Consider the following 24,365-nt stretch of genomic DNA (forward strand, 5'->3'; position numbering starts at 1 on the left):
TCTCACTTAGTGTAAACCCGCCAGTTTACCGACTCAGGTAACCAGCCCAACACGGAGAGCCCCCTCATGGCACTGACATTAAAACTGAACGGCGAAACCCACACGGTCGACGCCGAACCCGGCACGCCCCTGCTATGGGTGATACGGGACGAACTTAAGCTGACCGGCACCAAATTCGGCTGCGGCGTCGCATCCTGCGGCGCGTGCACCGTGCACCTGAATGGCGAACCTGTTCGCTCATGCCAGACCTATATCGAAGACGTCGAAGATGCTGAGATCACCACAATCGAGGCTGTCGGAGACGACAAAATCGGCGCAGCCATACAGCAGGCCTGGGTGGAACTGGATGTGGTCCAGTGCGGCTATTGCCAGTCCGGCCAGGTGATGTCGGCGGTTGGACTATTGTCCGAAAACCCCAAGCCCAGCGTCGAAGAGATTGATGACTACATGGCCGGCAACGCCTGCCGCTGCGCCACTTACCAACGTATTCGCGCCGGTATTCAGCGCGCATCTGAAATTTTGGAGGCCTGATCCATGACCATCAACACCTCCCGCCGTGGATTTCTGAAAGGTGCCGCTGCTGCCGGTGCCGTCCTGTTGGTTGGCGCACGCCCTGATGGGGCGCTGGCGGCTGCTTCGTCAGAGACCGCTCAATTCAATCCATTCGTAAAGATCGATGCAGATGGCACTGTAACAGCCGTCGTAAAACACTTTGAAAAGGGCCAAGGTCCGGCAACCGGCCTGCCGACGCTGATCGCAGAGGAAATCGGCCTGACCATGGACCAGATCGAATACGAATTCGCCCCGTCCAACCCGCAGGTCTACAACAACCTGTTGTTCGGCCCCTTCCAAGGCACCGGTGGCTCGACTGCAATGGCGAACTCGTGGATGCAATACCGTCAGGCTGGTGCGGCCGCGCGCGAAATGCTGATCAATGCCGCGGCGCAAAGTTGGGGTGTCGACGCATCGGGCATCACGATAGAGGAAGGCATCGTTAAAGCGGGCGATAAGTCGGCGCCAATCGCTGAGTTTGTTGCCGCTGCCGCTCAACTCGAAGCACCGGCCGAGCCGCGCCTTAAAGACCCGTCAGAATTCCGTCTGATTGGCAATGAAACGGTGCGCCGTAAGGACTCGGCCATCAAAGGCAACGGTCAGGCGATGTACGCGATGGACGTCCACCTGCCGAACCAGATGGTCGCCATGATCAAGCGGCCTGAAGCGAAAGGCGGTATCGCCAACGGCTTTGACGACAGCGCGTCGAAAGAGGTCAAAGGATACATCAGTGCTGCAGTTCTTCCCAATCAGGCAGGGGTCGCGGTTTATGCCGAAAACACCTGGGCCGCCATTCAGGCACGCGACGCGCTTGAAGTCGACTGGGACATGTCAGCGGCTGAAACCCGCGACTCGGACCAGATTAAGGCCGAGATCATGGCCGCTCTGGATGCTGAGCCCACCTATAACGTGAATAAGGCAGACGCGGCGGCGGTGTCTGCGGCCATTGAAGGGGCGGACAAGGTTATTGAGAAGACCTTCTACTTCCCTCTGCTGGCACATGCCCCGATGGAACCACTGAACTGCACCATCGAACAGACTGCAGACGGCACCATTGTCCTGCATGACGGAGCGCAAATGCCGACTGGCCCGCACATGGCCTATCAGCAGATCTTCCAGCTGCCGCCCGAGAAAATCCAGATCAAAACGATGCTGGCAGGCGGTTCATTCGGACGCCGCGCAACACCAGATGCGGACTATCAGGTCGAGGCAGCGTTGGCCTTTGTCGTCACCGACCGCTCGCGCCCGGTCAAGCTGGTCTGGACGCGTGAGGATGACATCCGCAGCGGCTATTATCGCCCGGCCTTTGGTCACAAAGCGCGTGTTGGCCTCGATGCCGATGGAAACATCGTGGGATGGCAGCATCAGGTTGCGGGTCAGTCGATCATGAAAGGGACACCGTTCGAATCCTTCTCAGTCCAAGACGGAGTCGACCACAGCTCGGTTGAGGGGATCGGTGACAGCCCCTACGCTATCCCCGGTATGGCTGTCGGCCTGACTGATACCCCCAAGGCAACCTCGGTTCTGTGGTGGCGTTCCGTGGGGCACACTCACACGGCCTATGCGATGGAAGTGATGATGGATCTTGCGGCAAAGGCCGCTGGGCGTGATCCGGTGGAATTCCGGCTGGCCTATCTGGCCGATACCAGCGATCCGGATCAGGTCCGCAAAGCGGGTGTCCTGAAACTGGCCGCCGAAAAGGCAGGTTGGGGCAAAGCTCCGGCAGGTCGGGCACAGGGTATCGCGGTGCATAAGTCTTTTGGGTCTTATGCGGCTGAAGTCGTCGAAATCTCGGGCGATCCGGAGAACGGGATTAAGATCGAAAAGGTCACCTGTGCGGTAGATTGCGGGATTGCCGTGAACCCTGACGTGGTACGCGCCCAGATGGAAGGCGGTATCGGTTACGGCATTGGTCACGTCATGCGAGACCAGATCACGCTGACCGATGGGGCCGTGGATCAGTTCAACTTCCCGGACTACGAGCCGCTGCGGATCGGTGATATCGCCGCAATCGACGTACACATCGTGCCGTCCGCCGAAGCACCAACCGGTGTGGGTGAGCCCGGGACTCCTCCGTCTGCCCCGGCGCTGGCCAATGCGATAAACACGATGTCTGGCATTCATGTGGCCGCACATCCGATGGCCGAGAACGGCGTCAGCTTCGTTTAAACGCATCACCCCGCGCCATTTCCACCGAATTGGCGCGGGGTTTTTCTTTGCGATTAGAAATTTGATCAAATTTCGTGACAACAGGCCGTGCCTCTATTAAACCTCGGGTAGCCAGAGTAATGGAGTCTCCGATGGATCTGAGCGCCCTGCACAATTTTCGCGTTGCTGCATGTGACCTGAATGGTCAGATGCGGGGCAAGCGAGTGCCGCCCTCTTATGCTGACAAGCTGGACAAAGGCACGCTGCGCATGCCGTTTTCTGCGCTGAATGTTGATCTATGGGGCGCAGATATTGATGGCAGCCCGCTGGTCTTCGAATCCGGCGACGCAGATGGCGTCTTGCTTCCGACAGATCGCGGTCCGGTGCATGTGCCTTGGCTGGCAACAGAAACCGCCCTTGTCCCCATGTGCCTGCATGACGACGAAGGCACCCCGTTTGCTGGGGACCCGAGGCATGCGCTTGCGTCTGTCGTAGATCGCTATGCCCAGCGCGGATGGTCGGTCGTAGCGGCGACCGAACTGGAATTCACCTTGTTGGACACCTCGGGCGCGCATCCGCAACCGCCAATAAACCCTGTGACCCAGCGGCGGTTGCAGGATGAAGCAGTTTTGTCGATGGCCGAAATGGATGCCTTCGATGCGTTCTTTACCGATCTCTATGATGGGTGCGCCGCGATGGGAATTCCCGCACAAACCGCTATCTCAGAAAGCGGAGTCGGGCAGTTCGAAATCAACCTGAACCACCAAGACGCTATGCGCTGCGCCGATGATACATGGCTTTTCAAGACCTTGGCGCGTGGTCTTGCCCGCAAACACGGGTTCACCGCCACCTTCATGGCGAAACCCTATGCCGATGACGCTGGCAACGGGATGCATGTGCATTTCTCGGTCGTGGATCAACAGGGACGCAACGTTTTCGACAATGGCGGCCCCGAAGGCACCGATTTGCTGCGCTGGGCCGTTGCCGGATGCCTGACTGCGATGCCCGGTTGCACGCTTGTCTTTGCACCGCATGGAAACTCTTACACACGCCTAGTTCCGGGCGCGCACGCCCCAACCGGTGCAAGTTGGGCGTATGAAAACCGCACTGCTGCTGTGCGCATTCCCGGTGGCGCTCCGGCTGCGCGACGGATCGAGCATCGCGTCGCCGGTGGGGACATTAACCCTTATCTGATGCTGGCCGCTGTATTGGGGGCCGCCATGAACGGTATTCAGGATCAGACGGAACCGCCCGCCCCGATTTCAGGAAATGCCTACGAGATCGGCGGGCTGCCACACTTGGCTGCCGACTGGGCACAGGCAATCGCGGCCTTCGAAACAGACGCAAGCGTCGCGCGTATCTTTCCAGCTGACCTGATCCGCTATTTCGCCATGACCAAGCGTCAAGAAATCAAACGGTTCTCTGAGCGTCCATCCGAAACCCATTGGCTGAGTTACATCGAAGCCGTATGAGCCCCCTTGCCCGCCCGCATTCGCTGGGCTAGAATAAATTTGATCAAATTTGGTGACCCATGAAAATCGGCATCCTCCTGACCGGCCATCCTCCTGACGAACTTCAGGACCAGTTTAGCGAATACGACGCGATGTTTGCCGCGCTGCTGGACGGCAACGGATTTACATACGAAACCTTCGCCGTTGTTGACGGTTGCTTCCCCAAAGATGCTTTTCAGGCCGATGGCTGGATCATCACGGGCTCGCGCCATGGCGCGTATGAGGATCATGCTTGGATCCCACCGCTTGAGGAGTTGATCCGCGCCATTCAACAAACCGGTCGCCCCCTGATAGGCGTTTGCTTTGGCCACCAGATCATCGCACAGGCGCTAGGGGGCAAGGTTGAAAAATTCAACGGCGGTTGGTCCGTCGGGCGCACTGATTACGATTTCGAAGGCGAAACCGTCACCTTAAATGCCTGGCATCAGGATCAGGTGGTTGAACTGCCCGAAGGGGCACGTGTGACCGGAACCAACGACTTTTGCCGCAATGCGATGGTCAGCTACGGCGACAACATCTGGACCGTGCAGGCCCACCCAGAATACGGCGATGCCTTTATTCAGGGCCTGATGGAAACGCGCGGTAAGGGTGTTGTTCCCGATACGCTGATGGAAGCTGCCGCTAACCGCCTGCCCGGCCCAGATGACAACGCGACAATCGGGCGTCAAATGGCTGAATTTCTGAAGAAAGAGAGGGCCTGATGGCCGACTGGAAAGACCAGCTGCCAGAAGCAGCAAGAACCTATATCACCGGTCAAAGGCTGGATGAAGTCGAATGCATCATCTCGGATTTGCCGGGCATTGCGCGGGGCAAAGCTGTGCCAGCCAGCAAGTTCGCGCGGCAAACGTATTTTCACCTGCCCGACAGTATCTTTTATCAGACCATCACCGGCGACTGGGGCGAAGCGGCAGGCGATGACGGCTTTATCGAACGGGACATGATCCTGAAGCCTGACTTTTCGACGGCCTCGGCAGCGCCCTGGACCGGCGATTGGACGCTACAGGTTATCCACGACGCTTATGACCGCGATGGTGAGCCGATCCCGTTTAGCCCGCGCAACGTGCTGAAACGCGTGGTGCAGCTGTACCACGACAAAGGTTGGGACCCGATCGTCGCGCCTGAGATGGAGTTCTTTCTGGTCGCGCCAAACGTCGACCCGGCGCATGGGATCAAACCCATGATGGGCCGTTCGGGCCGTCCGGCGGCCGCGCGGCAGGCCTATTCGATGACCGCGGTAGATGAATTCGGGCCGGTGATCGACGACATTTATGATTTCGCCGAACATCAGGGGTTCGAAATCGACGGCATCACACAAGAAGGCGGCGCAGGTCAGTTAGAGATCAATCTGCGCCACGGCGACCCCGTCAAGCTGGCCGACGAAGTATTCTACTTCAAACGCCTGATCCGCGAGGCCGCGCTGCGCCACAACTGCTTTGCTACCTTCATGGCAAAACCGATCGAGGATGAGCCTGGCTCGGCCATGCATATCCACCACTCGATCATCGATATAGAGACAGGGCAGAACATCTTCTCGGGCCCTCAAGGCGGTGAAACGGACGCGTTCTACAACTTCATTGCCGGGTTGCAGAACCACCTGCCGGCAGGTCTGGCAGTGATGGCGCCTTACGTGAATTCTTACCGTCGTTACGTGAAAGACCACGCCGCACCTATCAATCTGGAATGGGCGCGCGACAACCGTACCACCGGTATTCGCGTTCCCCTGTCCGGCCCCGAGGCGCGCCGCGTGGAAAACCGGATTGCCGGGATGGATTGCAACCCGTATCTGGGCATCGCGCTTTCCCTCGCTTGTGGCTATTTGGGCCTGACCCGGCAAGAACGCCCTCGTCGCCAGTTCTACGGCGATGCCTATGAGGGCGAAGGTGACATCCCACAGGTTATGGGCAACGCGCTGGACCTGTTTGATGAGGCCGCCGCCCTGCACGAGGTTCTGGGTCCCGAATTCGCCCGCGTTTATGGCATCGTAAAACGCGCCGAGTACGAGGAATTCCTGCAGGTCATCTCTCCGTGGGAGCGCGAGCATCTGCTGATGAACGTCTGAGGCGTGCGATGAATCTGCTTTATTCCAACGACCGCAAGGCCGAGTACCCGGCCAGCTGGTACGCTGCGACAGCTAATCCGATCGACCGGTTCCCGGCGCTGACTAGCGATGGGAAAGCCGATGTTTGCATCGTGGGCGGCGGCTATACCGGCTTGTCCGCTGCATTGCATCTGGCCGAGGCCGGGTTCGACGTTGTCCTGCTTGAAGCACATCGCGTGGGGTTTGGGGCCTCTGGCCGCAACGGCGGTCAGTTGGGCAGCGCGCAGCGGATGGATCAGGAAGACCTTGAGCGTCTGGTCGGTAACGACGATGCCGCCAAACTGTGGGATCTGGCCGAGGACGCCAAGGATCTGGTCAAATCCCTGATCGCGAAACATCAGATCGACTGTGACCTGAAACCAGGCGTGGCTGTTCTGGGGCTCAGCAGCGGTGAGCAGCAAGAGCTTCATGACCACGCTGAGCACCTGTCGGATCGCTACAACTATGATCAGATAGAGGTTCTGAACGAAGACGCAGGCCATGCGCTGTGCCCCTCGCCCACATATCGTGGGGGATATCTGGATATGGGTGCCGCGCATCTGCACCCTTTGAATTTTGCGCTGGGTCTGGCTCAAGCTGCGGCAAACGCAGGCGTGCGGATCTTTGAAGGCACCGAGGTTTTGGGCGTCGAAGAAACCGCCCCGGCAGTGGTGCGAACCTCACAGGGCTCGGTAACGGCTGACCACGTTATTCTGGCCTGCAACGGATACCTCGGTGATCTGAACCGCAAAGTGGCCGCAAAGGTCATGCCTATCAACAATTTCATCGCTGCGACCGAACCGTTGGGCGCGGATGCCGCGTGTGTTCTGACCCGCGACGTCGCCGTAGCCGACACCAAGTTCGTCGTGAACTATTTCCGCCTCAGCGCCGATGGGCGGTTGCTGTTTGGTGGTGGCGAAAGCTATGGCTACCGTTTCCCCAGCGACATTGCCGCGACGGTGCGAAAGCCAATGACCGAAATATTCCCCCACTTACAAGATGTTAAAATCGATTACGCATGGGGCGGAACACTGGCGATCACCATGCGCCGGATGCCGTATCTGGCGCGAACCGCGCCGAATGTCCTGTCCGCCTCGGGCTATTCGGGGCACGGCGTCGGCACGGCCACGCATGCCGGACAATTGATGGCGCTGGCCATTCAGGGGCAAGCCGAAGGCTTTGACACTATGGCTCGCGTCCCAGCCCTGCCTTTCCCCGGTGGCCCCGCCCTGCGCAGCCCCCTGCTGGCGCTGGCAATGACGTGGTACGCGCTGCGAGATCGTCTTGGTTTCTGACTACTAGGGTTTCAAGGATCGGTGAAATTTCGCCTTTTGGGCGAATGAGGGCTTGGCTTGCATTTCGTTTAGCTTTAACTTTCCCAAAGATAGAATTTGGGAAAATCAAATATGACGCTTCCTCCTAACGTTCATGACGCCGAACCCATCCCCCCAGCAGCCAAGGAAGCCATCGACGCTTTGATGCAGTCTGGCGACCTGTTTCGCTATACTGCACCGCAGGACGCGCCGGTTGCGTTGCTTGAGGCCGAATTCGCCGAACTGCTGGGCAGCAAATACGCGCTGGCGGTATCCTCTTGCTCGGCGGCTCTGTTCCTGTCGCTCAAGGCCCTCGGCCTGCCGCGGGACGCGCGGGTGTTGATCCCAGGCTTTACGTTTGCCGCCGTTCCGTCCTCGGTCGTGCATGCGGACTGCATTCCGGTACTGTGCGAAGTGGGTGAAAACTATCGCATCGACATTGCGGATTTCGAGGCCAAGCTGGACGGTGTTCAGGCCGTGATCATCAGCCACATGCGCGGCCACACCTCAGATATGGACGCCATCATGACGTTGTGCGACGCGCGCGACATCCCGGTGATCGAAGACGCGGCTCATTCGCTGGGCACAACCTGGCATGGCCGCAATATCGGAACGATCGGTAAGATCGGCTGCTTCTCGTTTCAGTCCTACAAGATGATCAACGCGGGCGAAGGCGGCATTCTGATCACCGACGATGCGGATCTGGTGGCCCAAGCCGTGATCATGTCGGGCGCATACGAACATAACTGGAAAAAACACAAAGGACCGCAAGGCGACAACTCACCCGAGTTGGAGCAAGCGTTTGCCCGCTGGCAGAACCAATTGCCGCTGTATAACTTGCGGATGAGCAACCTCAGCGCTGCCGTAATCCGGCCACAAATCCCGGAACTTGCGCGTCGCGTGAGTGATGGCCTGTCCAACCACGACTATGTTGCAGACCGGCTGAATACATCACCCCATATCAACGTCCCTGCCCCACTGGCACCAGAACGCCGGGCACCGGATTCCATTCAGTTCAACCTTGTGGGCATGGACGACAACGAAATTCGCGCCTTCGCTGCTGCGGCCGAGGCCCGAGGTGTCAAGGTTCAGGTCTTTGGCCTGAGTCAGGACAATGCGCGCGCGTTCTGGAACTGGCAATTCCTGCCGGAAAAATTCGAACTGCCGAAAACCCGTGCAATGCTCATGAAAGCCTGCGACGTCCGGCTGCCGGTCCGGCTAACAAAAGACGAGCTGGACGTGATCGCGGATATCTTGCTGGCGTCTGTGGGCGAGGTCACAGGCCCCGTTCCGATCTACGGAACCTGAACGACTAAGGCCCAAGCCCGAAAAGATCGATCGGCAGAAACAGCGCTGTGACCCCATTAGGGGTCGCAGCCACGCGGGACAAGGTTCCCACAACTTGCAAACCGGTTTCCGTCTCGGCCAACAGAGGCGCGCCGGAATCCCCCATCATGACAGGACAAGCCGCCAATAGAACACCGCTTGAATGGCGGCGCGGCTGACAGGTCTTTGTTCTGCTCAGCACATGGGGGCGGATACCGGGATAGCCCGCAACAAATGCACCAGCCGCGCCATCATCCGCCAGGGGCAGAAAGCCAACCTGTCGCCCTATTGGCTCGCTGAGTTCCAGAATGGCCCAATCCAATCCAGCGCTGTCAACAAACCGGCCCTCAATGCCCTGTTCGGGATGGACCTGATATCCTTTTACGTCTGAAACTGCAGCGGCTTCTCCGCGCTGATAGCCAGCGGCAAAGCGGATGCTTGCGGGCGGAATCCATCGCTGACGCGGTGTATTGAAAAGACAATGCGCGGCGGTCAGGACAAGGCTGTCTGAAACAAGAACACCGGTGCAATGAGACTTTTGACTCCGACTGGCGAAATTGACACGCCCAATTGCGCGCCAAGGGGGCTGATCGGCAGCAAGTATCTCGCGTGCACGAATAGTTTCACAGCCGACATCCGACTGCGTCCCCAGCGTACATATCTGAGACCACTTGTCTGAGAAAACGCCCTGCGACAGCGCGGGATGCATCCAAAGTAGCGTGATACTCAGGATCAACCAGCGCATCATCTATCGTGTCAGTTCAGCTTGGACAGCTTTTGCTGTAAATCGGCCAACTGCTTTTTTATGTCGTCCAGATCTTCATTGGACTCGGGCTTAGCATCGTCGTCTTTGTCAGGACCGGACCAGCCGCTGGAAAGACCACCTGTCATAGCTTTAAGGAACGCCTGCTGCTGCGCTTGCAACGCATCGAATCCCGGCATCTGAGACATCGGGTTCATCGCGTTCATGTTTTCCATCATCTTGTTCTGATTTTCGCGCAACATTTCGAACGAACTCTGCAGGAATTGCGGCATCACACCGCCACCCGGCAACATGTAGCTGCGCACCAGATCGTTCAGCACATTGACCGGCAGCACGTTTTCGCCGCGGCTTTCGTGTTCAGCAATAATTTGCAGCAGATATTGCCGCGTCAGATCATCACCTGACTTTAGGTCAATGATCTGCACTTCGCGCCCGTCCCGAATAAATGACGCGATGTCTTCAAGCGTGACGTAGTCGCTGGTCTCGGTGTTATACAGCCGACGGCTGGCATAACGTTTGATCAACAGTGGTTTTTCTTGTTCCGACACCGTTTACCCTCCCCAAGGATGATGCATTGCAGCAGAGATTATGCGAGCGCAGCACAAAAAGAAAGGGCAGGTCTTTCGACCTGCCCAGCGCGATAGCACCGATTGGGAGGAGTGGGTGCGCCTCGCGGCGTTTGCTTACTTGGCAGCAGCAGCTTTCTTGGCAGCTGCAGTCACGTCGTTGGTGGCTTTTTTGACGGCCGCGGTTGCGTCTTCGGCTGCGTCTTTGCCAGCCGCCATCAGCAGCTCAACGGTTTCGGACTGAACTTTTTTCGCGATCTCAGCGAAGGCCGCCATGTTTTCAGCTGCAACTTCAGCCGATGCGCTGGCGAAGTCGGTTGCTGCCTTGGCGTAGTCAGCAGGCTCTGCCTTGGCTTTCGACATCTCGGTCAGCTTGGCCAGGGTGTCCTTGGTCCATTTGTTCGAGATCTCAGCCGACTTTTCAGCCGCTTCCAGTGCAACACCCGACAGCTTTTCGTTCAGCGTCGCGGTCGACTTGAAAGCACCTTCCAGAGCGGCGGTGTCAACAGGGAACGCGCCCATAACGTCTTTCAGGGTCGCGGTGAAATCTTGCGTCTTTGCCATTGTCTTAAATCCTTTTGCCGAACCGGGCCCACCCCGGCTTTCATCAGCTTGAGGACAATATGGTTGCCGCAGCGCAGCATTGCAAGATTTTTCTTGCTGCACTGCAGAATAATTCTACGGGATGCATTAAAATCAAATACTTGCCTTGACCCGCACATAGGTCCCCGGCGCCGGAGCCAGGGCAGGATGGGCCGAATCGCCGGTCGCTCGCGCGGGCACCTGTTTACCCGACCGCTTCTTCAACCAGGCTTCCCACCGGGGCCACCAGGACCCTTCGTGATACGTGGCCTCTTTCAACCAGGTTTCGGGATCCGCCTTCAGATCGGTGTTGGTGTAGTGGCCGTATTTCTTCTTGCTAGGCGGGTTCACGATGCCCGCAATATGCCCCGATTCCGAGACGATAAACGTCTTCGATCGCGACCCCATCTGTTGCACCCCGCGATAGCACGCCTTCCACGCCGCGATGTGATCCGTCTCGCAGGTGATCGCCATTAGGGGAACGTCCACGTCGTGCACATGCAGCTTGTGCCCCAGCAGCTCGAACCCGTCGGTGACGAAGTCATTGCGCTGGCAAAGGCCGCGCAGGTACTGCACCGCCATGCGGCCGGGCAGATTGGCCCCGTCCCCGTTCCAAAACAGCAGATCAAACGCGGGCGGCGTTTCGCCCATCATGTAACTGCGGATCGCAGGCCCGTAGATCAGATCCTTGGAGCGCAGAAATGACATCGTGCGCCCGATGATCCACGCTTTTAGAACGCCGTCCTCCGAGATCTGATCCTCGATCCCATCCACAAAGTCGTTCTGCAGAAAGGGCGTGAACTCTCCCTGGTCGCCAAAGTCGGTCAGGGCCGTGAAGAACGTAGCCGATTTGATCGACTTGTCGCCGCGCTGCTTGAGTAGCGACAGCGTCAAGCTGAGCGTGGTGCCCGCGATGCAATAGCCGACCGCATTGACCTGCTTGACCTTGCAGATCGCCTTGACCTCTTCGATCGCGGTCAGGAACCCTTCCTGGATATAATCCTCCATACCGATATCGGCGTGAGATTCATTGGCGTTCACCCAGCTGACCACGAACAGGGTATAGCCCTGCTCGGTCACCCATTTGATCAGGCTGTTCTGCGCCTTGAGGTCCAGAATGTAGAACTTGTTGATCCAGGGCGGGAACAGCACCAGCGGTGTTTCGTGCACCGTCTCGGTCGCCGGTTTGTACTGGATCAGCTCCATCAGCCGGTTGCGATAGATCACATCGCCGGGCGTTGTCGCGATATTGCCGCCAACCTCAAAGGCGCTGTCATCGGCCAACTTCACCACCATCTCACCGTCATTGGCCTCAAGATCGGCCACGAGGTTTTCCAACCCCTGGATCAGTGACTGGCCTTCCGTTTCGACCGCCTTTTCCAGCGCATCGGGATTGGTCGCCAGAAAGTTCGTCGGCGACATCATGTCGATGATCTGCTGCGAGAAGAACGCCAGCCGCTGCTTATCCTTCACATCCAGGTCGTCAACCGAAGCCACGGCTTGCGAGATTGCCTGCGCGTTGGTCTCGTATTGCTGGCGAATAAATTTGAAATACGGATTGGTGTCCCACAGAGGGTTGGAAAACCGCTTGTCCCGGGGGGCGGACGCAGCGTCGTCCGCCTCACCACCTACCAGCGCCTGCTGCGCCTCGGCGAAGTTCAGAACAGACTGACCCCAGAACTCAATCTGCTGCTCCAACAGCTTGGCGGGGTTCTGCATAGCCTCAGCCCAATACGCCGATGCTGCCTTTGCATAAAGGTCTTGATTCGGACCGTCCAAAGCCGGGTTATGACCCTTCTTTCCTGACATCGCCTCAATAAGGCGTTTGGAAAGCTCCTCGACCCGATCCATATTTTCCTTAAGTCTCTCAAGGCGTTCCGGGGTGAGTTCCGGTGTCTGGTGTTCAGTTGTTGTCATTTTAACAATTCCCCCCTAACCTCGCTGCTATGCAGAATAATCGTCGTGGGCCTGGGGAGCAAAGCGACGAATGGTCCGACACTCACACCGGCAGCCAGGAGGCCCCCTAAATGCGCTACATGATGACCTACGATCTGATGGAAACCATGCGCAATACGAACCAATGGATGGGGGCAACAGCCAGCGCGATGGCGTCTTACCCGCTGTTTTCCATGATCCCCAACCCGGCGTTCAGCATGATGGCTGCATGGGGCGAAGTGACCGAGCGCACTTTTCAGCGCATGATCGCAAAGCCGGACTGGGGCATTCGAACGTTTACGTGTGAGGATGGCAAAGACCACCTTGTTGATATTGTTCCCGTAATGGAGCGCCCATTTGGCGACCTGATCCATATTCGCGTCAATGGACGCGAAGAACAACCCCGTAAGGTGCTGCTGGTGGCACCAATGTCCGGGCACTACGCGACTTTGTTGCGTTCGACCGTGAAAAGCCTGCTGGTCAATTGTGAAGTTTACGTAACCGACTGGCATAATGCGCGTGATATCCCCGTTTCCGAAGGCAAGTTCGATGTCGAGGATTACACGCTGTACCTTGTCGATTTTATGAAGGAGCTGGGCCCGGATACGCATGTCGTCGCCGTATGCCAGCCTGCCCCGTTAACCCTTGCCGCAACGGCCTATCTGGCCGAGGTTGAACCTAAGGCCCAGCCAAGCACGCTGACCCTGATTGGTGGGCCGGTTGATCCTGATGCCACCCCGACCGATGTGACCGATTTCGGCCGCCGCGTGACCATGGGCCAACTGGAAGAAACCATGATCCAGCGCGTTGGCTTCAAATATAAGGGCGTCGGCCGCATGGTTTACCCCGGCCTGCTGCAGCTGGCGTCGTTCATGTCGATGAATGGTGACCGCCACTCCAAAGCGTTCTCGGATCAGATCCAGCGCGTGATGCGCGGCGAGGCGTCCGATCACGATGCGCACAACCGGTTCTACGATGAATATCTGGCCGTCATGGATATGACCGCCGAGTTTTATCTTTCCACGGTCGAGCGCGTGTTCAAAAACCGCGAGATTGCCCGCAATGAGTTCGTTGTTGCAGGTCACAAGGTCGATATAGGCAAAATCACGGATGTTGCGGTCAAATCGGTCGAAGGTGCAAACGACGATATCTCCGCACCCGGCCAATGCATTGCCGCGCTGGACCTGTGCACCGGTCTGCCGGATGCGAAAAAGGCAAGCCATGTTGAACCCGGCGCGGGTCACTACGGTATTTTCGCGGGTCGCAGCTGGAGGGACAACATCCGGCCGCTTGTGATTGATTTCATGAATGCAAATGCGCGCAAACCACAGCGCCGCGCCGCAAACAAAAACAAAGTGGCGTAAGATTGATGGGTAGGAAAGTGGCGAAAGATACCCCATTTTCCTGCTCTTGCGGTTCCCTGCACGGGCGGATCACCGCCGCAGGCGTGAGACATGGCACGCATGTCGTCTGCTACTGTCATGATTGCCGCGCAGCCCAATTGTATTTCGGGCAGCCAGACCCCGCCCCCGGCCCCGTTGAGATTCTGCAGATGCTACCGGAAGAGATCGTTTTTGACGGTGGCTTAGAGCATCTTGCCCTGATGCAGCTAAGCCCAAAGGGGATGTTGCGGTGGTATGCCAGTTGCTGCAACGCCCCGCTGGCGACCACACCGCAGACACCCAAATTCCCGTTTGCAGGCTTTATCGTCAAACGCATCCCCGACCCAAGCGGTCTGGGCCCGATCACGACGCGCGGTTTCATACCCAAAGGTAACGGCAAACAGACCCATCAGAAAATCGGGGCCGCTGTTTACGGGCTGCTGACACGTGTTGCGAAATCACGTATGTCGGGCAGTTGGAAAAACACACCGTTCTTCGACCGTGCCACATCTTCGCCTGTTGCCGAGCCCGTGATCCTCAGCAAGTCCGAGCGCGCAGCGCTTTACCCGTAAGTGGCCTTTACCGGCGTGCTTAGCCAGTTTTCAATTGCCTCATTGACGACCTGAGGGGTTTCCAGCGTCGGCAGATGCCCCGCGTCCTCAACCACTTTGAGTTCGGCGTCCGGGATCAGATCTGCCATGAAAGCGTGTTTTCGCGTCGGCGTCAAAAGGTCGTGCGCCCCACACAACACCAATGTGGGAACCTTGATCATCCTCAGCGCACCTTGCTGATCCGGACGCCGCTGCAAAGCACGCATTTGACGTTCAAAAACACCTGCCCCCTGATCCAATGCCATCGCTGTCACGTCATTCAGAATGGGAACGCGCTTTGGCCCCGGGGCCAGCGTGTCTGACCCAAGAATTTTACGCATAACCTCCTCTAGCCGTCCGGCCTTGGCACCGACCATGTGCTCTTCTCTTGCCGCCGCGATCTGAGGTGTGTCGGCCTGCGCATCTGTGGATATCAGGCACAAGCGCGATACCCGATCGGGCGCTCGGCGAATGAGCTCCAGCGCCACCACGCCACCCATACTAAATCCCGCAAGCGCGAAACGATGTGGCAACTGATCCAAAAGGCCTGATGCGATCTCTTCTATCCGCTCGCCCAACGTGACCGGTGCAACCGTGACCGCGCGTTGACGGGAAAAGTAGGCGATCTGTGGGGCAAACACCCTGGAATCGCACATCAATCCAGGCAATAGAACCAGCGGCTCGATCAATCGCGGCCTCCTTCATCTCAGCTTCTTCGGCGGCTTCGTTTTATAGCAGGATGAGAGGTTTTATCAGCGTCGGCAAGTTAAACTTCACGGATAGGCAATCCCGCGAAACTTGGGAAAGTCCGCATAGCGCCTCTGGCGGGTTTTCGGGTCTTCGTCCGGGTTTTCGCCCGCACGCAACAGGCACCCGCGCGGGCCGATGTAGCTGTCGATACGCTGAAGGGGAATTGGTCGCCACACCAGATTGAAGGCGCAGAGCTTTGGAAAGAACCAAATCTCCGAATACTCCAGATGGTCGTGCATCCACCACGCAAGATCGCGCCAATCCCGGCCTTCCGCATAACGATCCGCGAACCAAGGAATGACAATCGACGCCCCAGCAACCCGATAATCGCCGGTACCCCAATCCCATATGTGGCACTCCAGCGGATTATCATTTCGAGCACAGTTCAGCCGGTTTTCATTGCCAAATTGGTTTAGAGACGGCGACCGGTAGCCCGAGCGCACGGCAACACGTCCGAACGTTTCCTCTAACGGGTCCAGCAACGTCTGGCAAAAGGCCCGACCAGTCTCTATGGCAAGATCGGGATTGTCGGGAAGATTTTGTTTTTCATGGAAATTTCCGATCTCGGAATAAAGAAAATCCCGCATAAAAAAGTGCTTGGACAGGCGCACGCGGCCAAGGGTTTCAAGGCTCCACATGCTGCCCGGCTTGCGCATCACCGGTATCCGTTCCAACGAAACGCACCATCCGAGGCCAGTGGCGAGAATGGGTTGAATGCCACCTCCCAGATCGTGCCCTCGGGCGCGCGGAAATAACCGTGATGCCCACCCCAGAACACGTCAGACGCAGATTTCAAAACCTCGGCGCCGGCGTCTTCGACCTTGCTCAGGACCTGCGCGACCTCTTCTTTCGACCGGCAATTATAGCTGAGCGTAAGTGCTCCGCTACCCAAGGTGCCGACATCGACACCAATCTCATCGGCCAGCGCAGGCAATGGGTAAAGCCCCAAGGTCTGCCCGATCAAGTCAAAGGCAATCACACCATCCGGGCTCTCGACACGTTGCCAGCCGATCTTTTCATAAAACACGGCTGCGGCTTCTGGGTCTTCCACTCCGACTGTTATTAAGCTGACGCGCTGTTCCATCATTAGATCCCCTGCTCCTTCAGCCATGTCAGAATTCCAGCCACCGCGGCATCGGTCTGTCCCGGAGACATCAAGCGCCCCGCAATGACATGGGATGATGGGTCATCCCCCGGCCCCATCGTAACCGTCTGAACACTTGCAGGCCCGCCCCAAGCTTCGGCCACCTTGTGGGTCAGGTCCGGGCGCACAACCTGATCATCGTCAGAGAACCAGAACAGCGCCGGGACACGCGCCTGCGAGAAGTCCAGGGCATAAACCGTCTCGACCAAAGCGGTCATAGGCACAACTGCTTCCCACGGATAGACCGACGACCAGTACTTGTTCTTTTCCGGGTCCGGGCCAGAGACGTCCCGTTCTTCTCCCATGATCAATGGCAGCCAGCTGCGCGCCCATGGAAGGCCGGGTATCCAGGCACCAGGCGTGTTCACACCGAAATTCGGAGAGACAAAGACCAGCCCCGCAACGTTTTCCATCAGCGCGTCGTCCAAAGCCGCTGCTGCAGCCAATGTTCCTCCGGTCGAGGTTGAAATCACGACAACCTGACCGCCCACTGCCCGAGCGGCGGCCAGCCCTTCGGCCATATCCTGCATCCACCCCGAGGCGGTGCCGTCGGCCATTGCATCCCCACCGCGCCCATGGCCCTGCAAGCGGGTGTAGACCAGATTGGCCCCCAAAGCCTCTGCGACCATATCGGGGACCGGGCGAATTTCTTCGGACGAGGCGGAAAACCCGTGCACATACAGGATGGAAACCGGCGTGCGCTGTTCTTTGAACCCGTCGTGCCAGATAACCCGTTTCTCAACACCCGGAGTAATGTCATCGAAAGTGGACTCTACGCTTTCGAAATAGACCTGCACCCCTTCGCCAAACTTGCGGGGTTCAAATGTCGGATTCAGGTTCACCTCTTCGCGGGGGCCGAACCAATAGATCAAAGCGCCAGCCGCAACCAGCACTAGAAGAAAACGACCTATAATTTTGCCGAATGCCTGGATCATTGCACGCCCATCACTTCAAGCACGGCGTTTTCGATGATCTCAAGGCATGGCCCGTCCGAAAACCTGTGGTCAGCGTCCTTGACCAAAAGCAGGCGCATGTCAGGTCCCGTGGCGTGGTCCAATAGACGCATTGCGGTCGCACTGGAAACCGCCGTATCTGCAGTCCCCTGCAGAAAACGAACCGGAAAAGGAAGGTTCATTCCATCCCGCAAAACCAGCTGTTGTCTTCCATCCTCGATCATACGCTTTGTGATGATGTAGGGCTCCATATAGTCCGAGGGTAACTCGACATAGCCTTCAGTCTCCAACACCTGTTTTTGCGTGTCAGTGAATGATGCCCAATACCCATCCTCGGTAAAATCCGGGGCCGCGGCGATTGTAACCATGCCCGCAATCCGATCCGGTATCGCTTTTGCCAGCAAAAGCGCCTGCCAGCCGCCCATCGACGATCCGACAACAAGCAGCGGCCCCAAAGTCAGTTCCTCCACGGCCGCCAAGGTATCCTCATGCCAGTCACCGATGCAGCCGCCTTCGAACTTGCCAGAACTTTCGCCGTGGCCGGAATAGTCGAACCGCAGGAACGCCTGACCACGCGCCTTGGCCCAGGCCTCAAGATGGACGGCCTTGGTACCCTCCATGTCAGACTTGAGCCCGCCGAGAAACACAATGGTCGGCCCAGTGCCCTCACTCTTGTGATACGCCAACCGCCGCCCCTGCGCGGTGCTCAGAAAATCCGTCGCTGCCATGTCGCCCTCTTTCTCTTTGCCGATCATCATGCACGGCTGTCTGCGGGCCGCAATTGCCGAATTTCGACCTCTCGCTGCGTCAGGTCGGGTACAGTTCCGCGCTTGACAGGTCATGCTGCACCTGCCAAATGGATCGAACAAACATAACCCGCAACCGGGCGTTCAGTGGGCGCCAAACCGACGAGGAGAGCCGATATGGCCCTGGACTCACAGTCAGTCTCCCTTACTTTTCCCGACGGCAATTCCCGATCCTTTGACGCAGGCGTGACGCCCGCGCAGGTCGCTGCCGATATTTCGACTTCATTGGCCAAAAAGGCGATTTCAGCCACGGTGAACGGCCAGCACTGGGACCTGCAGTGGCCCATCGATTCTGACGCGCAGATCGCCATCCACACCATGAAGGATGAGGAACAAGCCAACGAACTGATCCGTCACGATCTAGCCCATGTGATGGCGCGCGCGGTTCAGGAAATCTGGCCCGCAACCAAGGTCACCATCGGCCCCGTTATCGACAACGGCTGGTATTATGATTTCGACCGAGAGGAACCGTTTACGCCTGAAGATCTCGGCCTCATCGAAAAAAAGATGAAAGAGATCATCAACAAGCGTGATCCTGTCACCACTGAGATCTGGGATCGTCAGCGGGCGATCGAGTTCTACAAGGCCAATAACGAGCCCTACAAGGTCGAGCTGATCGAGTCCATTCCAGGTGATGAACCGCTGCGGATGTACTGGCACGGCCACTGGCAGGATCTGTGCCGCGGTCCGCACCTGCAACACACCGGCCAACTGCCGGGCGACGCCTTCAAGCTGATGAGCATTGCTGGCGCCTATTGGCGTGGCGACAGTTCGCGTGCGATGCTGCAGCGTATTTATGGCGTGGCTTTCACCGGCAAGGAAAAGCTGAAAGCGCACCTGCATATGCTGGAAGAGGCCGCCAAGCGCGACCACCGAAAGCTGGGCAAGGAAATGGACCTGTTCCACATGCAGGAAGAGGCCCCTGGTCAGATCTTCTGGCATCCGAACGGCTGGAAAATCTACACCACGCTGCAGGACTATATGCGTCGCATGCAGGAGCGGGACGGCTATGTCGAGGTGAACACCCCTCAAGTCGTCGACCGCAAATTGTGGGAAGCCTCCGGCCATTGGGACAAGTACCAAGAGAACATGTTCATCGTCGAAGTGGACGAGGAGCATGCTCGCGAAAAGGCGATCAACGCACTGAAGCCGATGAACTGCCCCTGCCACGTGCAGGTGTTCAATCAGGGCCTGAAGTCCTATCGCGACCTGCCCCTGCGCATGGCGGAATTCGGTTCTTGTAACCGCTATGAACCCTCGGGTGCCCTGCACGGGATCATGCGGGTACGCGGCTTTACTCAGGACGATGGCCACATCTTCTGTGCAGAGGAACAGATCGAATCCGAGACCGCGAAGTTTATTGCCTTTCTGTCCAAGGTCTATGCAGATTTGGGTTTCCACAATTGGACCATCAAGCTTTCCACCCGTCCAGAGAAACGCATCGGGTCGGACGAAAGCTGGGATCTGGTCGAAAAAGCTCTGGGAGATGCCTGCAAAGCTGCTGGGTATGACTACGAGACTCTCGAAGGTGAAGGCGCATTCTATGGTCCAAAGCTGGAGTTTACCCTGACCGACGCAATCGGCCGGGACTGGCAGTGCGGCACCCTGCAGGTTGACCCCAACCTTCCCGAGCGTCTGGACGCCAGCTTTATCGGTGCCGATGGTGCGAAGCACCGTCCGTTCATGCTGCACCGGGCGACCCTGGGCTCGTTCGAACGCTTCATCGGTATCCTGATCGAAGAGCACGCTGGCAAGCTGCCGTTCTGGCTGGCACCGCGTCAGGTCGTGGTTGCCTCAATTACGTCAGAGGCGGATGATTATGTGCTGGAAGTGGTTGAGACACTCAAAGCTGCAGGCGTGCGCGCTGAGGCGGATATCCGTAACGAGAAGATCAACTACAAAGTCCGCGAACATTCGGTCGGCAAGGTTCCGGTCATTTTGGCCGTGGGTCATCGCGAAGTAGACGAACGTACCGTAAGTGTGCGCCGGCTCGGTGAAAAACAGACGCAGGTTCAATCGCTTGAGGCTGTAACAAAAGAGCTGTCTTTGGCCGCGACCCCACCCGACCTTCTGTAACATTCGGCGACAAATCGCCCGAAGTCCGGCCCCATTTTCGGGGCCGGATTGAAACATTTTCCATTTTTCATTTCAAAAACAGTCTGTTAACCTTCAAGGGGGCATTACGCTCTTTGACGGGGTTGTGAGACACGGGCTCGTGAATTCACCTGCCCCGATTAAGCTACTACTTTGTCATTGTCACAAGAAGACATACGCAGTCATCAAAAGGGATTACCGAGATGTCGAACACAGCAAAAACCCTGGTTATCGCAACCGCAGTTGCCGCAGCCGTTTCTGGTGCAGCGACAACCGCTACCGCACAAGCCAAAGAGAAATGCTATGGCGTGTCTAAGGCCGGTCAGAACGACTGTGCCGCAGGCCCCGGCACAACCTGCGCCGGCACCTCAACCGTTGACTACCAGGGCAACGCCTGGACCTTAGTCGACGCGGGCACCTGCGCCGATATCGAACTGCCGGATAACCGTAAAGGTTCGCTGGAGCCGCTGGAGCGCGACCTGCCGGCATAAGCCCAAGCATCTGAGACTCGGAGGGGCGGGCCCTATCGCCCGCCTCTTTTCGTGACCGGAGGATTTGTACATGCTGGATAGTTCACTTCGATCAAACAGGCTGCCCGCCGTGCCCGGTGTCGGGTACAAACCCCAGCATTATGACCAGATTCTGGACCATGCCCATCCTGTCGGCTGGCTTGAGATTCACGCAGAAAACTACATGGGTGATGGCGGCAGGCCGCTTGCGCAATTGCGCCACCTCTCTGAAAAATTTCCCATTTCGGTCCACGGCGTCGGCCTTTCTATCGGTGGCGAAGGCCCCCTGGATGCCGATCATCTGGCGCGGCTGAAACACCTTGTTGGTTGGTTGAACCCCGCCAGCTTTTCCGAACACTTGGCATGGTCGACCCACGACAGTCACTTCCTGAACGACCTTCTGCCCCTGCCCTATACAGACGAAACACTGGCCCGCGTCTGTGCGCATATCGACAAGATTCAGGATACTGTCGGGCGGCAAATGCTGCTGGAAAACCCTTCCAGCTATTTGGCATTTGAGGAAAGCACTTGGTCCGAGCCTGAATTCCTGCGGGAAATCGCTCGTCGAACAGGATGTGGGCTTTTGCTGGACGTGAACAACGTCTTTGTATCAGCTACAAATCTGAATTTTTCCCCGCAGAGCTATATCGATGCCTACCCGCTGGACAACGTCCATGAGATCCACCTTGGCGGCCATGACGAGGACGAAGACGACCACGGCCGTCCGTTGCTGATCGACAGCCACGGTCGAGAGGTCGTCGATCCGGTTTGGGCGTTGCTGGACTACGTGTTAGAGCGTTCCGGCCCAAAACCCGTTCTGATCGAATGGGATACGGATGTACCCGAATGGCACGTTCTTCGGACCGAAGCTGACCGGGCGCAAGCGGCACTGGACCGCATTCCCGCATGAGCGTTTCGCAAACAACATTCCGCGCAGCCCTGCTAGACCCGTCGGCGGTTGTTCCGGAAGGACTGTGGGATGCCGAGGAACGCCCCGCCGGGCGGCGGTTCAGCGTCTATCGCAACAACGTGGCGGTTTCATTGACCGAAGCGATGCATCAGGCCTTCCCTGTGATCGCAAAGCTCTTGGGACCGCAAAACATGGACGGGCTTGCCGGGCTTTTCCTGCGCAAACACCCCCCTTCTTCACCATTGATGATGTTCTATGGTGAGGAATTTCCCGAGTTTCTTGCAGGGATGGAGCAGCTGTCTCATCTCGGCTACCTCGCTGACGTTGCACATCTGGAACTGGCTTTGCGCCGATCTTATCACGCGGCGGACAGTCAGGCTGCACCGCCGGATGCGCTGGCCGTCCCACCAGAAGAAATCGTTTTGGCCAAACTGGAGTTTGCGCCCTCCATGACGGTTCTTCGTTCGGAATGGCCGCTGTATTCGATCTGGCGATTCAATACCGAAGATGGTGCGCCTAAACCCGCGCCCGGGGCCGAAGACGTCCTGATCACCCGGCCCGAATTCGATCCTGCCCCGCATTTGCTGCCAAAAGGCGGAGCGGACTGGATCGCTCGAGTTCAAGCCGGGCTTACCATTGGCGAGGCGTTCGAAAAAACCTCTGCCGACTTCCCCGAATTTGACCTTGGGGCCACTCTGGCGCTGCTTTTGCAGGGCGGCGCAATAACTTCTGTGACTATCGAAAGGCTGGCAACATGACTGCCCTGATCTCATTGCACAACAATACGCTGGGAAGGTTGGAAATGACCTCTGGCTGGTTGACGCCGACCCTGGCGCGACTGGTATTTGCGGCAACCCTGTTGGTTTACTACTGGAATTCGGCCACGACCAAACTTGGAAGCGGCTTTTTCGGTTTTCTTTTCCCGTCGGACGGGGCTTATGTGCAGATCTTTCCTAAAGCAATGGAAGCGGTCAGCTATGACAGTTCGCAACTGGGCATCTTCCATTGGGCTATTGCCGTCGCAGGAACATGGGCAGAATTTCTGCTTCCTGCGTTGATCCTGATCGGGCTTCTGTCGCGGTTTGCCGCATTGGGCATGATCGGTTTCGTCTGGGTCCAGACGATCGTCGACGTCACTGGCCACGGGGCGGCGCTGGGCAGCTTCTTCACGGCTGCACCCAACGTGCTGGACCAGCGTACGCTTTGGACATTCGTCTTGCTTGTGATCGTCATCAATGGCGCAGGTCCGCTCTCACTCGACCGAATCCTGCGTATCAAGTGACCTAGAAATGTGCCTTGGGCTCGTCCGGTTTTCCCGCGGCCAGCCCAAGGATGCCAGCCACAGCTGCAAAGGCCACCGGGAACATCGTAAAGACATTGAAACCAAACGCGAAATACATCCCGACCGCTGAAATCAGCAGCAATATCCCACCGATCAGAGCACGCGAATGCGCCATTGCGCCGCCTGCGATAGCAAGCAGAGGCGCGATAATGGAAGCGGCCTGAATGAACTGAGCATTGTCCACCTGTTCAGCTAGCCCTTCAATCTCACCGTAGTGGTCTATGAATGCGACATAGCCATAGCCAAAAAAACCGACAATCATCCCGATCAGTCCGGCAATGACGCCCAAAATCATTGATGCGTTGCGCATTTATACCCTCATCTTTACGTCAGACACATAAGTGCCCGATCACGCAACACCAAGGCTTTCCTTTGTGTCCGCGGTCCACCCCAACAACAACGTGCCGTCATTTTCGATCAAGGGGCGCTTCATCAAAGTCGGGTGTTCCTTCAACAACTCCAAAGGTGGCCGCGCGCGTTCATCCGCGTCCAATCCACGCCAAGTTGTGGAGCGGGTATTGAGCAAAGCTTCGCCGAACACATCAAACGCCTTCGCCAGCACAAAATCGGGAACTCCTTGCACCCGAACGTCCACGAACTCGATATCGTCAATTGATTTCAATGCCTTACGGCACGTATCGCAGTTTTTCAGACCATAAAGACGCATTTTGGGGCTGCTCCTGTACTTGTATGAATTCTTAGCATTTTTGCCTGTTTCATTCGGTAATTCTTGATTTTTTACTTCACCGTGCAATGTTGAAAAAGACGAAACACACAATTCGGGCCGCGTCGTGTGGGCGAAGCGGTGATGCGTTGTGGTTACGTCAACCACTGCCCCCACCAATTTTGTGGGACAACGTGTAAGTAGAAGGAGACACGGGAAATGCCAACTGGCACCGTGAAATGGTTTAATACCACGAAAGGCTATGGGTTTATTGCCCCTGACGAAGGTGGCAAGGACGTTTTTGTTCATATCTCGGCCGTAGAACGGTCCGGTCTGACCGGACTCGCTGACAATCAGAAAGTCTCGTACGAGCTGCAAGACGGACGTGACGGCCGCCAAATGGCCTCTGATTTGAAGCCGTTATAAAACACCCCGTCATCTGCGGGTA

Annotated in this window: 26 protein-coding genes; 15 read left to right on the plus strand and 11 right to left on the minus strand. The window is 57.4% G+C overall.

The annotated features are described in order from the left end of the window. Positions 1 to 66 precede the first annotated feature (66 nt). From GOW92_RS11715 to GOW92_RS11745, 7 genes are all read left to right on the plus strand, one after another. Entirely contained in the window at positions 67 to 531 is a 465-nt protein-coding gene (locus GOW92_RS11715) for a (2Fe-2S)-binding protein (protein ID WP_170560807.1), read from the plus strand. A 3-nt stretch (positions 532 to 534) separates the two neighbouring features. Next, a complete protein-coding gene (locus GOW92_RS11720; protein WP_170560808.1) occupies positions 535 to 2,721 on the plus strand; it encodes a xanthine dehydrogenase family protein molybdopterin-binding subunit in 2,187 nt (728 codons plus the stop codon). 131 nt (positions 2,722 to 2,852) lie between these two features. Then, entirely contained in the window at positions 2,853 to 4,172 is a 1,320-nt protein-coding gene (locus tag GOW92_RS11725; RefSeq protein ID WP_170560809.1) for a glutamine synthetase family protein, read from the plus strand. A 59-nt stretch (positions 4,173 to 4,231) separates the two neighbouring features. Beyond that, positions 4,232 to 4,912: a type 1 glutamine amidotransferase gene (locus GOW92_RS11730; RefSeq protein ID WP_170560810.1), complete on the plus strand. Its 681-nt coding sequence runs from the start codon at positions 4,232 to 4,234 to the stop codon at positions 4,910 to 4,912. Next, entirely contained in the window at positions 4,912 to 6,270 is a 1,359-nt protein-coding gene (locus tag GOW92_RS11735) for a glutamine synthetase family protein (protein ID WP_170560811.1), read from the plus strand. The genes GOW92_RS11730 and GOW92_RS11735 overlap by 1 nt, the downstream gene beginning before the upstream one ends. An 8-nt stretch (positions 6,271 to 6,278) precedes the next feature. Then, positions 6,279 to 7,583, plus strand: a complete 1,305-nt coding sequence (locus GOW92_RS11740; RefSeq protein WP_170560812.1) for an NAD(P)/FAD-dependent oxidoreductase — start codon at positions 6,279 to 6,281, stop codon at positions 7,581 to 7,583. A 111-nt stretch (positions 7,584 to 7,694) separates the two neighbouring features. Continuing rightward, complete coding sequence (locus tag GOW92_RS11745) at positions 7,695 to 8,909, plus strand: DegT/DnrJ/EryC1/StrS family aminotransferase (RefSeq protein WP_170560813.1); 1,215 nt, start codon at positions 7,695 to 7,697, stop codon at positions 8,907 to 8,909. A 4-nt stretch (positions 8,910 to 8,913) separates the two neighbouring features. On the opposite strand, the gene GOW92_RS11750 is transcribed toward GOW92_RS11745, so the two are convergent. The 4 genes from GOW92_RS11750 to GOW92_RS11765 all read right to left on the minus strand — a co-directional run bounded on the left by GOW92_RS11750 (position 8,914) and on the right by GOW92_RS11765 (position 12,755). Further along, positions 8,914 to 9,675 (minus strand): trypsin-like serine peptidase, encoded by a 762-nt coding sequence (locus tag GOW92_RS11750; protein WP_254453017.1) that lies wholly within the window; start codon positions 9,673 to 9,675, stop codon positions 8,914 to 8,916. Between the two features lie 8 nt (positions 9,676 to 9,683). After that, a complete protein-coding gene (phaR, locus tag GOW92_RS11755) occupies positions 9,684 to 10,238 on the minus strand; it encodes a polyhydroxyalkanoate synthesis repressor PhaR (RefSeq protein WP_170560814.1) in 555 nt (184 codons plus the stop codon). 135 nt (positions 10,239 to 10,373) lie between these two features. Continuing rightward, positions 10,374 to 10,820 carry a phasin family protein gene (locus GOW92_RS11760; protein ID WP_170560792.1) on the minus strand — a complete coding sequence of 149 codons (447 nt, stop codon included), beginning with the start codon at positions 10,818 to 10,820 and terminating at the stop codon, positions 10,374 to 10,376. Positions 10,821 to 10,952: 132 nt separating this feature from the next. Then, on the minus strand, positions 10,953 to 12,755 hold the full coding sequence (locus tag GOW92_RS11765; protein ID WP_170560815.1) for a PHA/PHB synthase family protein: 1,803 nt from the start codon (positions 12,753 to 12,755) through the stop codon (positions 10,953 to 10,955). Positions 12,756 to 12,865: 110 nt separating this feature from the next. Between GOW92_RS11765 and phaZ the strand changes: the two genes are divergently transcribed. Further along, positions 12,866 to 14,137: a polyhydroxyalkanoate depolymerase gene (gene phaZ / locus GOW92_RS11770; RefSeq protein WP_170560816.1), complete on the plus strand. Its 1,272-nt coding sequence runs from the start codon at positions 12,866 to 12,868 to the stop codon at positions 14,135 to 14,137. Positions 14,138 to 14,142: 5 nt separating this feature from the next. Then, a complete protein-coding gene (locus tag GOW92_RS11775; RefSeq protein ID WP_170560817.1) occupies positions 14,143 to 14,727 on the plus strand; it encodes a DUF6151 family protein in 585 nt (194 codons plus the stop codon). Here the strand turns inward: GOW92_RS11775 and GOW92_RS11780 are convergent. The 5 genes from GOW92_RS11780 to GOW92_RS11800 all read right to left on the minus strand — a co-directional run bounded on the left by GOW92_RS11780 (position 14,718) and on the right by GOW92_RS11800 (position 18,320). After that, positions 14,718 to 15,434: an alpha/beta fold hydrolase gene (locus GOW92_RS11780; protein ID WP_170560818.1), complete on the minus strand. Its 717-nt coding sequence runs from the start codon at positions 15,432 to 15,434 to the stop codon at positions 14,718 to 14,720. The two genes, GOW92_RS11775 and GOW92_RS11780, sit on opposite strands and share 10 nt — an antisense overlap. A gap of 84 nt (positions 15,435 to 15,518) precedes the next feature. After that, positions 15,519 to 16,133, minus strand: coding sequence for a hypothetical protein (locus tag GOW92_RS11785; RefSeq protein ID WP_170561494.1), 615 nt, complete (start codon positions 16,131 to 16,133; stop codon positions 15,519 to 15,521). 17 nt (positions 16,134 to 16,150) lie between these two features. Next, complete coding sequence (locus tag GOW92_RS11790; protein ID WP_170561496.1) at positions 16,151 to 16,579, minus strand: VOC family protein; 429 nt, start codon at positions 16,577 to 16,579, stop codon at positions 16,151 to 16,153. 2 nt (positions 16,580 to 16,581) lie between these two features. Beyond that, positions 16,582 to 17,574 carry an alpha/beta hydrolase gene (locus GOW92_RS11795; protein ID WP_174822504.1) on the minus strand — a complete coding sequence of 331 codons (993 nt, stop codon included), beginning with the start codon at positions 17,572 to 17,574 and terminating at the stop codon, positions 16,582 to 16,584. Continuing rightward, positions 17,571 to 18,320 carry an alpha/beta fold hydrolase gene (locus GOW92_RS11800; protein WP_170561500.1) on the minus strand — a complete coding sequence of 250 codons (750 nt, stop codon included), beginning with the start codon at positions 18,318 to 18,320 and terminating at the stop codon, positions 17,571 to 17,573. The genes GOW92_RS11795 and GOW92_RS11800 overlap by 4 nt, the downstream gene beginning before the upstream one ends. Before the next feature lie 195 nt (positions 18,321 to 18,515). On the opposite strand from GOW92_RS11800, the gene thrS reads away from it, so the two are divergent. The 5 genes from thrS (at position 18,516) to GOW92_RS11825 (ending at position 23,193) form a co-directional block, all read left to right on the plus strand. Next, positions 18,516 to 20,474 (plus strand): threonine--tRNA ligase, encoded by a 1,959-nt coding sequence (gene thrS / locus GOW92_RS11805; RefSeq protein WP_170560819.1) that lies wholly within the window; start codon positions 18,516 to 18,518, stop codon positions 20,472 to 20,474. Between the two features lie 221 nt (positions 20,475 to 20,695). Beyond that, entirely contained in the window at positions 20,696 to 20,983 is a 288-nt protein-coding gene (locus GOW92_RS11810) for a BufA1 family periplasmic bufferin-type metallophore (protein WP_170560820.1), read from the plus strand. 70 nt (positions 20,984 to 21,053) lie between these two features. Further along, positions 21,054 to 21,911 carry an MNIO family bufferin maturase gene (gene bufB / locus GOW92_RS11815; protein ID WP_170560821.1) on the plus strand — a complete coding sequence of 286 codons (858 nt, stop codon included), beginning with the start codon at positions 21,054 to 21,056 and terminating at the stop codon, positions 21,909 to 21,911. Then, the gene (locus tag GOW92_RS11820; RefSeq protein ID WP_170560822.1) at positions 21,908 to 22,669 is read left to right on the plus strand and encodes an HvfC/BufC family peptide modification chaperone; all 762 of its coding nucleotides are present in this window, start codon (positions 21,908 to 21,910) and stop codon (positions 22,667 to 22,669) included. The genes bufB and GOW92_RS11820 overlap by 4 nt, the downstream gene beginning before the upstream one ends. Further along, positions 22,666 to 23,193: a DoxX family protein gene (locus tag GOW92_RS11825; protein WP_170560823.1), complete on the plus strand. Its 528-nt coding sequence runs from the start codon at positions 22,666 to 22,668 to the stop codon at positions 23,191 to 23,193. Before GOW92_RS11820 ends, GOW92_RS11825 begins: the two co-directional genes overlap by 4 nt. Position 23,194: 1 nt before the next feature. On the opposite strand, the gene GOW92_RS11830 is transcribed toward GOW92_RS11825, so the two are convergent. Next, positions 23,195 to 23,563 (minus strand): hypothetical protein, encoded by a 369-nt coding sequence (locus GOW92_RS11830; RefSeq protein ID WP_170560824.1) that lies wholly within the window; start codon positions 23,561 to 23,563, stop codon positions 23,195 to 23,197. A 39-nt stretch (positions 23,564 to 23,602) separates the two neighbouring features. Next, a complete protein-coding gene (locus tag GOW92_RS11835; RefSeq protein WP_170560825.1) occupies positions 23,603 to 23,920 on the minus strand; it encodes an ArsC/Spx/MgsR family protein in 318 nt (105 codons plus the stop codon). A 216-nt stretch (positions 23,921 to 24,136) separates the two neighbouring features. Here GOW92_RS11835 and GOW92_RS11840 point away from each other — a divergent pair, with 216 nt between their 5' ends. Further along, entirely contained in the window at positions 24,137 to 24,343 is a 207-nt protein-coding gene (locus tag GOW92_RS11840; RefSeq protein WP_138839651.1) for a cold-shock protein, read from the plus strand. The last annotated feature ends 22 nt before the right edge of the window (positions 24,344 to 24,365 follow it).

Origin of the sequence: Ruegeria atlantica (genome assembly GCF_013032505.1) — a bacterium.
Lineage (GTDB): Bacteria > Pseudomonadota > Alphaproteobacteria > Rhodobacterales > Rhodobacteraceae > Ruegeria > Ruegeria atlantica_F.

Coding starts and splice junctions, on each gene's coding strand:
- GOW92_RS11715 (WP_170560807.1), top strand. CDS start 67: ATGGCACTGACATTAAAACTGAACGGCGAAACCCACACGGTCGACGCC.
- GOW92_RS11720 (WP_170560808.1), top strand. CDS start 535: ATGACCATCAACACCTCCCGCCGTGGATTTCTGAAAGGTGCCGCTGCT.
- GOW92_RS11725 (WP_170560809.1), top strand. CDS start 2,853: ATGGATCTGAGCGCCCTGCACAATTTTCGCGTTGCTGCATGTGACCTG.
- GOW92_RS11730 (WP_170560810.1), top strand. CDS start 4,232: ATGAAAATCGGCATCCTCCTGACCGGCCATCCTCCTGACGAACTTCAG.
- GOW92_RS11735 (WP_170560811.1), top strand. CDS start 4,912: ATGGCCGACTGGAAAGACCAGCTGCCAGAAGCAGCAAGAACCTATATC.
- GOW92_RS11740 (WP_170560812.1), top strand. CDS start 6,279: ATGAATCTGCTTTATTCCAACGACCGCAAGGCCGAGTACCCGGCCAGC.
- GOW92_RS11745 (WP_170560813.1), top strand. CDS start 7,695: ATGACGCTTCCTCCTAACGTTCATGACGCCGAACCCATCCCCCCAGCA.
- GOW92_RS11750 (WP_254453017.1), bottom strand. CDS start 9,675: ATGATGCGCTGGTTGATCCTGAGTATCACGCTACTTTGGATGCATCCC.
- GOW92_RS11760 (WP_170560792.1), bottom strand. CDS start 10,820: ATGGCAAAGACGCAAGATTTCACCGCGACCCTGAAAGACGTTATGGGC.
- GOW92_RS11765 (WP_170560815.1), bottom strand. CDS start 12,755: ATGACAACAACTGAACACCAGACACCGGAACTCACCCCGGAACGCCTT.
- phaZ (WP_170560816.1), top strand. CDS start 12,866: ATGCGCTACATGATGACCTACGATCTGATGGAAACCATGCGCAATACG.
- GOW92_RS11775 (WP_170560817.1), top strand. CDS start 14,143: ATGGGTAGGAAAGTGGCGAAAGATACCCCATTTTCCTGCTCTTGCGGT.
- GOW92_RS11785 (WP_170561494.1), bottom strand. CDS start 16,133: ATGTGGAGCCTTGAAACCCTTGGCCGCGTGCGCCTGTCCAAGCACTTT.
- GOW92_RS11790 (WP_170561496.1), bottom strand. CDS start 16,579: ATGGAACAGCGCGTCAGCTTAATAACAGTCGGAGTGGAAGACCCAGAA.
- GOW92_RS11795 (WP_174822504.1), bottom strand. CDS start 17,574: ATGATCCAGGCATTCGGCAAAATTATAGGTCGTTTTCTTCTAGTGCTG.
- GOW92_RS11800 (WP_170561500.1), bottom strand. CDS start 18,320: ATGGCAGCGACGGATTTTCTGAGCACCGCGCAGGGGCGGCGGTTGGCG.
- thrS (WP_170560819.1), top strand. CDS start 18,516: ATGGCCCTGGACTCACAGTCAGTCTCCCTTACTTTTCCCGACGGCAAT.
- GOW92_RS11810 (WP_170560820.1), top strand. CDS start 20,696: ATGTCGAACACAGCAAAAACCCTGGTTATCGCAACCGCAGTTGCCGCA.
- bufB (WP_170560821.1), top strand. CDS start 21,054: ATGCTGGATAGTTCACTTCGATCAAACAGGCTGCCCGCCGTGCCCGGT.
- GOW92_RS11820 (WP_170560822.1), top strand. CDS start 21,908: ATGAGCGTTTCGCAAACAACATTCCGCGCAGCCCTGCTAGACCCGTCG.
- GOW92_RS11825 (WP_170560823.1), top strand. CDS start 22,666: ATGACTGCCCTGATCTCATTGCACAACAATACGCTGGGAAGGTTGGAA.
- GOW92_RS11830 (WP_170560824.1), bottom strand. CDS start 23,563: ATGCGCAACGCATCAATGATTTTGGGCGTCATTGCCGGACTGATCGGG.
- GOW92_RS11835 (WP_170560825.1), bottom strand. CDS start 23,920: ATGCGTCTTTATGGTCTGAAAAACTGCGATACGTGCCGTAAGGCATTG.
- GOW92_RS11840 (WP_138839651.1), top strand. CDS start 24,137: ATGCCAACTGGCACCGTGAAATGGTTTAATACCACGAAAGGCTATGGG.